Raw genomic sequence first — 8,688 nt, forward strand, 5'->3', positions numbered from 1 at the left:
CGGTCCGTCCCACCGGGACGCGTTCGGCTCGCGGATTCACGTACCGGCAGCGCGCTCGGATTTGGGGTAGGGCTGCCACTGGCGCGTGTCGATGCTGACCGTTCCGGCCGGAAGATCCGCTGTGATTGTCTGTCCGAACACGCCGTCGCTCTTGTGGGCGTAGAGGCCCTCCACGAGGACGAACACCTGCCAGGTGGCGTCACGCGGGTCGATGACGACGTAGACCGGGATTCCATGTCGGGCGTAGAGGTCGCGCTTGGTGTGCCAGTCGTCCCTCGCGGACGACGGCGAGACCACCTCCGCCACGGCCTGGAGCAAAGGCGTGGGCCAGTCGCGGGCGGTCAGGTCGATGTCCTCCGGCGCGATGTACACCAGGTCCGGGCGAGGCTTGCCATCCGGGCCGAGGTCGATGCCGCGCTCCCCCCAGGCCTCGACCCCGGGGTAGTCCTGACGCGTCGCGTTGCGAATGATCATGTCGTGCAGTGCGGTGGGGTTCGCCTGCATGACGATCTGACCGCCGAAGTACTGGGCGACAAGCCCGGGGGGAGTCCGCAGTTCCTCCCACGCACGGTCCATGTCTGTCTGGTCGCTCACAATAGCCACCATAGTCGGGCGGGGCGGGGCGAGTGTCGCGTCCGCCCGACTGGCGACTCCGGAGTGCAGCGCCCAATGCCACATTCAGGCGGCCACCGAGAGGATGGCGCGGGAGGAGGGCCGGGTGTCCTCGGCCGGGCGGATCGGGTCCGGCGTGGCGGTCGGGGCCACGCCGAGGACGGCGCCTCGGGCGTGGGCCAGGCAGTAGCGGGCGACGGACCCGTGGAACAGGCGGGCCAGGCGGCCCTGCTTGCCGGTGCCGACCACCAGCAGGTCGCCGGGCTGATCGGCGACGTCCACCAGGGCCGGACCGGGCCGCTCGGCGCGGACGACGAGGGACTCGACCTTCAGGTCGGCCGGGCAGCCGCCGAAGGCCTGGTCGAAGGCGGCGTCGAGGCGGTCGCACGCGGCCTGCTGCCACCGCTCCAGCAGCGGCGGGCACGGGTGACTGCGGTAGGCCATCTCGCCGCCCACCGGGTGCCAGACCAGCACCGGCACGAGGACCGCACCGCGACGGCGGGCCTCGTCCGCAGCGCGGTGCAGCGCGGCCAGGCTGCTCTCGGATCCGTTGACACCCACGACGACGCGGTTCTGAGCCATGGTGCTTCGCTTCCTTCGATGACGCAGATTCGTTGACGAGATCCCGGAACAGCCATCGAATCTCTCGGCAGCTTGGGATATCTCTCTTTGATTCATTGGACACCATGCCCACTCGCCTGCGAAGGCTCTTGACGCTTCCCTGACGGCCGGGCGCCCGGCCTTGATGCCGCCTTGACCAGGTGAAACGCGCGGTCCGGCCGCAGGACGCGCGGGGGCGTCGTGCGGCCGGACCTGATCGGGGTTCAGCCGGGCTTCGTCAGCGCGATGTTGAGTTCCGGGACGTTCACCCGGGGCTCCACGAGGAAGCCGAGGTGGCGGCTCTGGGTGAACGGACGGCTCACACCTCGATCTGCGAGCCCATGATGACCGTGCTGTCGCGTGGCAGGCCGAAGTACTCCGCGGCGTCGGCCGTGATGTAGGAGGTGGCGATGAACAGCCGCTTGCGCCACGCGCTCATCGTCGGCGCCTTCCCGCGCCGCAGCTCGATCTTCGACAGGAAGTAGGAGACCTCCTCCAGCTGCACCCGGCCCTCCGTCTCGGCCTGGTCGAGCAACGCCAGCGCTCCGGGGACGTCCGGGGTCTCCATGTAGCCGAAACGGGCCGAGACGTGGACGATCCCGTCGTCGCCGTAGCCGAGGTGGTCGACCACGATCCGCCGGTCAGCCGGGACGCGCGGCACGGTCTCGGTCTCGATGGACAGGATCACGATCTGGTCGTGCCGGACGTGGTTGTGCTCCACGTTGGCCCGCAGCGCGAGCGGCGCGGTGTCCGCGCCCCGGTTGAGGAAGACGGCGGAACCGGGAACCCGGACCGTCGACTCCTCGCCGCTGCGCAGCTGGTCGACGAACTCGCGCAGCGGGCCCTCGCGCCGGGCCCGCTCCGCGCTGACGATCTGACGGCCGTGCTGCCAGGTCGTCATCACCGTGAACGCGCTGATGCCGATCAGCAGCGGCAGCCACGCGCCGTGGACGAACTTGGTCATGTTGGCCGCCACGAACAGCAGGTCCACCGTCATCAGCAGCGTCGCGCCGGTCACGACCAGCCACCGGGGCGTACCCCACTTCTCCCGGGCTACGTAGAAGTAGAGCAGCGTGGTGATGGTGATGGTCCCGGTGACGGCCATGCCGAAGGCGAAGGCCAGGGCCGTGGAGCTGCGGAAGGCGAAGACCAGGGTGAGCACCGAGACCATCAGCAGCCAGTTGATCCACGGGACGTAGATCTGGCCGATGGTGGACTCGGACGTGTGCGCGATGCGCAGGCGCGGCAGGTAGCCGAGCTGGGCAGCCTGGGAGGCCACCGAGTACGCGCCCGTGATCACCGCCTGGGAGGCGATCACCGTGGCCGCCGTGGCGAGGAAGATCATCGCCACCCGTCCCCAACCGGGCGTCAGGAGGAAGAAGGGGCTGCTGATCTTGCTCGGGTTGCCGAGAATCAGGGCGCCCTGGCCGAGGTAGCTCAGGATGCAGGCGGGGAAGACGAGGAACGTCCAGGCCCGGGTGATCGACCGGCGGCCGAAGTGGCCCATGTCGGCGTAGAGCGCCTCCGCGCCGGTGACCGCGAGCACGACCGCGGCCAGGGCGAAGAAGGCGGTGCCGAAGTGACCGACCAGGAAGCCCAGCGCGTAGGACGGTGACAGCGCCCGGAGGATCGCGGGGTGGTCGACGATGCCGGAGATCCCGCAGGCGCCGATCGCCGCGAACCAGGCGACCATGACCGGCCCGAAGGCCCGCCCCACGGCGGCGGTGCCCCGGCGCTGGACCAGGAACAGCACGACGATGATGGCCGCGGTGACCGGCACGACGGCGCTGCTCAGCGACGGCTGGACGACCTTCATCCCCTCCACCGCCGACAGCACCGAGATCGCCGGAGTGATCATGCTGTCGCCCAGGAACAGCGCCGCGCCGAAGATGCCGAGCCCCGTGAGCACGGCCACCGCCCGCCGGCTCCGCTGCGTGCTCGCGCGCCGCACCAGGGTGATCAGCGCCATGATGCCGCCCTCGCCGTCGTTGTCGGCGTGCATCGCCAGCAGCACGTAGGTGACCCACACGACGATCACCACCGACCAGAACACCAGCGAGACCACACCGTAGACGTTGTGCGTGGTCACCGGGACCGGGTGCGGATCCTTCGGGTCGAACACGGTCTGGAGGGTGTAGATCGGGCTGGTGCCCAGGTCCCCGAAGACCACGCCGAGGGCGCCGATCACCAGCCCGAGACGCACGACGTCGAGCCCGGCCGCATGACCTCCAGGGTCCGCCACCCCTCCGGCGGAACCCCTGCCCGACGTGGATCCCTGCGGACTACCGGCCATGGCGGCCTCCTCAGCGGGCCGCATCGCGGCTGGTCAGGTGCGCTCTACGGACGATACCCGCCCCGCGCCGCGATCGCCCGCAGGAGGAACCCCGGGTCCCGCTTCATGGCGGTGCCCGCCGCGGAGGCCTGACACGAACCCCGACAGCGCCGGTCGCCAACGCCCCGTCAGCCGCTCGGCCGTCCGGTGGGCCTGCTCCTCCAGGACCGTGAGGCGCTGGGCGAGTTGCTGCAGGACGCAGAGGCCCCTGGCCCGGTCGTCGAACCGCCCGTGCGTCCCGTGGTCCTGCCCGGCGTCGGCCGGCGAGAACAGGTTGTCCGACTCGCCGACGGGCCGCGGTTCGGCGGTCTGCTGCGAGGCGAGGCCGGTCCGGGCCAGGTAGCGGTCCAGCACGGCCGGGGCGATCGCGTTCGCAATCAGGGTGGCCACGGTGCTGCCGCCGACCCGGTACTCCCGGCGTCCTGGGTGGTCCGCCGCGAACACCACGGCGCGGGCCGCGACTTCGGGCTGGTGGATCGGCGGCACGGGCTGCGCCCGCTCGGGGAGCCGGGAGCGGACCCAGTCGAACCGGGGTGTGTTGACCGCCGGCATCTGCACCATCGAACCGGGGTGTGTTGACCGCCGGCATCTGCACCATCGAACCGGGGTGTGTTGACCGCCGGCATCTGCACCATCGTGGTGCGCACGCGCGTGCCCGTGGCCAGCAGCTCGCAGCGCAGAGCCTCGTGCCAGCCCTGGACGGCGTGCTTGGCGCCGCTGTTGGCGGTCTGCAGCGACCCGAACCGGGCCAAGGGACTCGACTCCACGCTGCACTCCTTCACCCGGACCCCGCTCGGCCCCACGGCGCTGGTCGTCGTGGCACTCGGCCTGATCGCCTTCGGCCTCTACTCCGTCGCCGAAGCCTGTTGGCGCCGCACGATGGGCGAGGCCCCCGCTGACCGCTGGGCCTCGGCTTCGGCTTCGGCTTCGGGCGTCACGCCTGTCGTCACACCGTGTGTCGCCAGCCCTTGGTCGGCGCCGTCCGGGAGAGCCACGCGCCGGCGGGGACGGACTGCCGCAACGCCCACTCGGCGTGCGCGAGTTCGTCACGTCGGCTCAGCCGGACCGGCGGTACGCGGTCGTGGCGATCTCGACGAAGGATCTGACCAACGGGTTGGCGTCGCCTTCGTTCCACACCACCACCACGCGGCTCGGCGGCATGTCGACCAGCCGCACCACGGCCAAGCCCGCGGGCAGGTCGTGTCCGAGCGGTGCCAGGCCGACCGTGCCGTTCCACAGCACGGCCTGCAGACACTCGTGGACGGCACGCACCACCGGGCCGGAGCGCGGCCTGCCGCCGTTCCAGAACGACTGCCAGACGGGGTCGGTGCCCGGTGGGAACTGGAACCAGCTGCGATCGTCCAGGTCGGCCGACCGCAGCCGGTCGCGGCGGGCCAGCGGATCGTCGGCGCGCAGGACCACGCCGACCGGATCGGTTCGCAGCGCACGCACCGTCAGGGCGGTCTCGTCGAACGGCGCCCGGGTGAGGGCGACGTCGACAAGACCGGCGCGCAGCCCGCACGTCGGGTCGGTCAGGTCGGTGTCCCGGATGCGGATGTCGACGTCGGGGTGGCGTCGACGGTAGGCGGCGGCCAGCCTGGTCGCCCCCGGGTCAGTGCCGTCACCCAGGATGCCGACGGTGATGGTCGCGCCGCGGGCCGCCGCGCTCACCCGTTCACGGACGCGGTCGGCGTGGTCGAGCAGGGCCCTCGCCTCGTCGAGCAGCACCGTGCCCACCGGGGTGAGCCCGACGCCGCCAGGCGACCGGGCGAACAGCTGCGCCCCGAGCTCGGCCTCCAACTGCCTGATCGCCCGGCTCAGCGGCGGCTGGCTCATGTGCAGTCGGGCAGCGGCCCGGCCGAAGTGCAGTTCCTCGGCGACCGCCACGAAGTAGCGCAAGGTGCGAAGCTCCACGCAGCGACGATACCCGCGAGGTATCGGGTGTGCGGCATCGGTCTTGGACAGCCGTGGGGCCTCGGCGGTGCACTCGTGAGCATGACCGAAGCAGCAGAGACCAACAGCCCGCACGCGTCGCACGCCGACGCCGCCGCGTCGGTGGTGGGTCCCGACGGCGGCGAGACGCTCGTCCTGGGCACCACGCGGATGCGCGTCCTGGAGGACGGGAGCCACACCGGGCACCGCCTCGCGATCGCCGAGTCCGTCCTCGCCCCGCACACCCAGGGACCGCCGCAGCACCGCCACGCCCGACACGACGAGGGCTTCTACATCCTCTCCGGCACCGTGCGGTTCACCGTCGGGGACGAGGACCACGACGCGACCGCAGGCACGCTGGTCATGGTTCCGCCCGGCACCCCGCACACCTTCGCCAACGTGACCGACCAACCTGCCGTCATGCTCAGCACCTTCACCCCCGACCTCTACGTGCAGTACTTCCGCGACCTTGAGGACGCGCTCACCGGCGGGCAGCCGTTGACGCCACAGGCGAACATCGACGCCATGAGCCGCTACGCGACCGAGCCCGCCGCCCAGCTCTCATGATCATCGCCTACTGGATCCTCGCGGTCCCGCTCGCCGGCTTCTACTGCTACGCCGGGGCACTGAAAGTGACTCGCAGTCGGGATCGGCTCCGACCCATGATGGCCTGGGTCGACCGCATGCCCATGGCCGCGGTCAGGGCCCTGGGGACGGTCGAAGTACTCGGCGCGACCGGCCTGATCCTGCCGCCGCTGACCGGCATCGCCCCCTGGCTGGCGTGGGCCGCGGCCCTGGGCTTCGTGCTCCTGCAGACCGGCGCGATCGCCGTCCACCTGACCGGCGAGGACCCAGGGATCACCCTCAACGTCGGGCTCACCGCCCTCGCCGCCGTGACCGCCTGGCTGGCCCTCGGCCTGTGATCGAGCGGACCCGGGGTCCGCGGGTGCCGAACATGGGCCGGCAGCGCTGCGGGCGGTTTGCGGCGAAGTCGAACCAGGCGCAGCGCATCGGCGGTGGGCGGTCCCCGCTCTGGCCGTGCACTCCGTCTGTCGGCTTGTCGGGGAAGGCCCGCTGCGTGCACCTGAACGGCTCGGCCGGTGGGCGCAGCGGGCCCTGTGGTTCGGTTGTTGCGTCCCCTGCTTCCTCAGGGGGCGGTGAGGGCGTTGAGGGTGTTGGTGGCGTCGTCGACGAAGTAGACCTTGTGGTGTTCGCGGTCGACGGCGAGGCCGAACAGGGCCCCGGCGCCGGCGGGGCTGCCGCTGCTGTCGAGCGTGCGGACGGCGAGCTGCCGACCGTTAGCGGCGGTGTCGACGAGGTTGCCGTCGCCGCTGTTGACGGTGAGGATCTCGTCGCCGGGTGCGATCGCGAGTCCGAGCGGGCCGTTCAGCGCCCCACCGGAGGTGACGACCCGTCCGGTGCCCGCACTGTCGTGGCGGGTGGAGGCGTCGCGGATGGCGGTGATGCGGTTGCCGAGGGTGTCGGCGACGTAGAGCGTGTCGTCGCGGCCGAGGCCGACACCGGTCGGTCCGATCACGAGGGCACTCGGGTCGGTGCGCTGGGCGAAGCCGGAGCCGATCCGTGTGGTGGACATCAGGGTCGGCAGCCGCTTCCCGTCCCCGGTGCAGAGCGTCACCCGCAGCACGGTGCCCCTGCGGACGATCTTCCCGTTGGCCCGGACGGTGCCGTTGAGGACGTTGGTGACGAACAGGTCGGTCGTGTCGCCGTGCGTGGCGGCCGTCATGTCCCAAGGGCCGTTGATGCCGTGACCGGCGAAGGTCTCCCGGACCTTGCCGTGGTTGTCGAGGACGAGCAGGCAGCCCGCCTGAGCGGTGGCGGCCGTCCCGTCGGTGGTGGGCAGGCTGCCGACGACGACCCAGCCGCCGGGCAGGACCGAGAGCGCCGTCGTCAGCCCGATGCCGCCGGGGCAGTAGCCCGGGACCTTGGCGGGGTCGATCTGGGCGAACTGGGTGACCTTGCCGCGCGGGCTCACCTCGACCAGCGTCGTTCCGGTGCCCTGCTGGTTGGCGCTGTTGTTGAAGTTGCTGACCAGGATGTTGCCGCGGCGCAGCTTCCCGTCGGTGTGCTGGATCAGGACGGTGCCGTAGGGGTTCACGTCGCCGTTGGCCGGAACGGTCGAGGCGATGGTGCGGACGGTGTTGAGCGGGCCGACGAACGGCCCGTGGGCCGTGGCTGGTGCGGCAAACGCGGCTGTGGCCGCCAGAGCGGTCGAAGCGGTCACACAAGCGCGCAGGCTGAGTTTCACGAGCTACCTCCGTGACGTCCTCCGGTCCCCCGCAGGTCGGGTGAACCGACGTCACGCTAAGCAACGGACCGCCGGACACCGCTCCGACGCGCTCCCGGGACAGGTGGAAACCAGCCGGATGGCAGCCGGAGCGTGCGCCGCTCCCTCATGAGCCCGGCATCGCGAGGAGCACCTGCCCCTGGGCGGTGACGACGTCGATACCGGTGATGTCGTAGAGCCCTGCCGAGGAGCTGCCCTGCACCGTGATCGCGGTGGCATAGGTGGAGGACCAGTCGGCGGCTGTCTGTGGCGGACCGTCGCGGTCGCCCACCACGAGTCGGCAGGTCACCCCCGCAGGCAGCCCGTGCACGTGCAGCTGCAGCAGGGTCCCCGTCGGCTCGGCCGTCAGCGTCACCGTCCCGCTGACGCCGGTGTCCGCGTCCGTGGCGCTCACGCTCCTCGACGACGGCACGGGCGACGGTGCCGACGACGGTGACAGGTGTCCGGCGAGCACGATCCCTGAGACGGCCAGCGCCGATGCTGCGGCCAGCACCGCGGCTGTCAGCCGGCCGCGGCGGCGGGCCGCCCGGCACCCGCCCGCGGTCGCGCCCCGGCGCGTCCGCTCATCGGGGCCGCCCTCGCCGGCCAGGACACGGTCCGCGGACGGGTCGGTAAACGGGTCGGCGGACGGGTCGGCGTCGCTGAAGCGCGTGTGGCGCAGCACCCCCGGCAGCGGCGCCACGGCGGACAGCTCCGCCCGGCACTCCGGGCAGTCGCCCAGGTGCGCCTCGAAGGCCGCGCACCCGACCGGGTCGAGCAACCCGAGCACATACCGCTCTACATCGGGGCGGAATCGGCACCTTGCCATCGTGTCACCTGCGATTACGTACGAACTTCACCGCGCGGCGCCCGTCGGCCCCCGGTCGCCGCCGGGGCGGGTGCGGAGGTCGCTCCGCACCCCGCCCCG

General features: G+C 71.7%; 8 protein-coding genes and 2 pseudogenes. 3 read left to right on the top strand and 7 right to left on the bottom strand.

Annotation, left to right across the window (positions count from 1 at the left end):
- Positions 1–36 precede the first annotated feature (36 nt).
- The 4 genes and pseudogenes from TR49_RS32995 to TR49_RS45965 form a co-directional block, all read right to left on the bottom strand.
- Complete coding sequence (locus TR49_RS32995) at positions 37–594, bottom strand: Uma2 family endonuclease (RefSeq protein WP_160311675.1); 558 nt, start codon at positions 592–594, stop codon at positions 37–39.
- Between the two features lie 84 nt (positions 595–678).
- Positions 679–1,194: a universal stress protein gene (locus TR49_RS33000; protein WP_042388249.1), complete on the bottom strand. Its 516-nt coding sequence runs from the start codon at positions 1,192–1,194 to the stop codon at positions 679–681.
- 337 nt (positions 1,195–1,531) lie between these two features.
- On the bottom strand, positions 1,532–3,505 hold the full coding sequence (locus TR49_RS33005) for a potassium transporter Kup (protein WP_042388253.1): 1,974 nt from the start codon (positions 3,503–3,505) through the stop codon (positions 1,532–1,534).
- Between the two features lie 249 nt (positions 3,506–3,754).
- Positions 3,755–4,278 (bottom strand): annotated as a pseudogene (locus TR49_RS45965) (SDR family oxidoreductase); the annotation flags it as partial.
- Between TR49_RS45965 and TR49_RS45970 the strand changes: the two are divergent.
- A pseudogene (locus TR49_RS45970) lies at positions 4,202–4,357 on the top strand (hypothetical protein); the annotation flags it as partial. The pseudogenes TR49_RS45965 and TR49_RS45970 sit on opposite strands and share 77 nt — an antisense overlap.
- A 243-nt stretch (positions 4,358–4,600) precedes the next feature.
- Here TR49_RS45970 and TR49_RS33015 read toward each other — a convergent pair.
- Positions 4,601–5,458, bottom strand: coding sequence for a LysR family transcriptional regulator (locus TR49_RS33015; RefSeq protein WP_236653634.1), 858 nt, complete (start codon positions 5,456–5,458; stop codon positions 4,601–4,603).
- Positions 5,459–5,539: 81 nt separating this feature from the next.
- Here TR49_RS33015 and TR49_RS33020 point away from each other — a divergent pair, with 81 nt between their 5' ends.
- Positions 5,540–6,043, top strand: a complete 504-nt coding sequence (locus tag TR49_RS33020; RefSeq protein WP_174501630.1) for a cupin domain-containing protein — start codon at positions 5,540–5,542, stop codon at positions 6,041–6,043.
- The gene (locus TR49_RS33025) at positions 6,040–6,399 is read left to right on the top strand and encodes a DoxX family protein (RefSeq protein ID WP_042388262.1); all 360 of its coding nucleotides are present in this window, start codon (positions 6,040–6,042) and stop codon (positions 6,397–6,399) included. Before TR49_RS33020 ends, TR49_RS33025 begins: the two co-directional genes overlap by 4 nt.
- Positions 6,400–6,623: 224 nt before the next feature.
- Here the strand turns inward: TR49_RS33025 and TR49_RS33030 are convergent, their stop codons facing one another.
- The gene (locus TR49_RS33030) at positions 6,624–7,718 is read right to left on the bottom strand and encodes an NHL repeat-containing protein (protein WP_042388264.1); all 1,095 of its coding nucleotides are present in this window, start codon (positions 7,716–7,718) and stop codon (positions 6,624–6,626) included.
- 169 nt (positions 7,719–7,887) lie between these two features.
- The gene (locus tag TR49_RS40535; protein ID WP_052434846.1) at positions 7,888–8,550 is read right to left on the bottom strand and encodes a zf-HC2 domain-containing protein; all 663 of its coding nucleotides are present in this window, start codon (positions 8,548–8,550) and stop codon (positions 7,888–7,890) included.
- Between the last annotated feature and the right edge of the window lie 138 nt (positions 8,551–8,688).

The organism is Streptacidiphilus melanogenes (assembly GCF_000787835.1).
In the GTDB taxonomy this organism is placed as follows: Bacteria; Actinomycetota; Actinomycetes; order Streptomycetales; family Streptomycetaceae; genus Streptacidiphilus; species Streptacidiphilus melanogenes.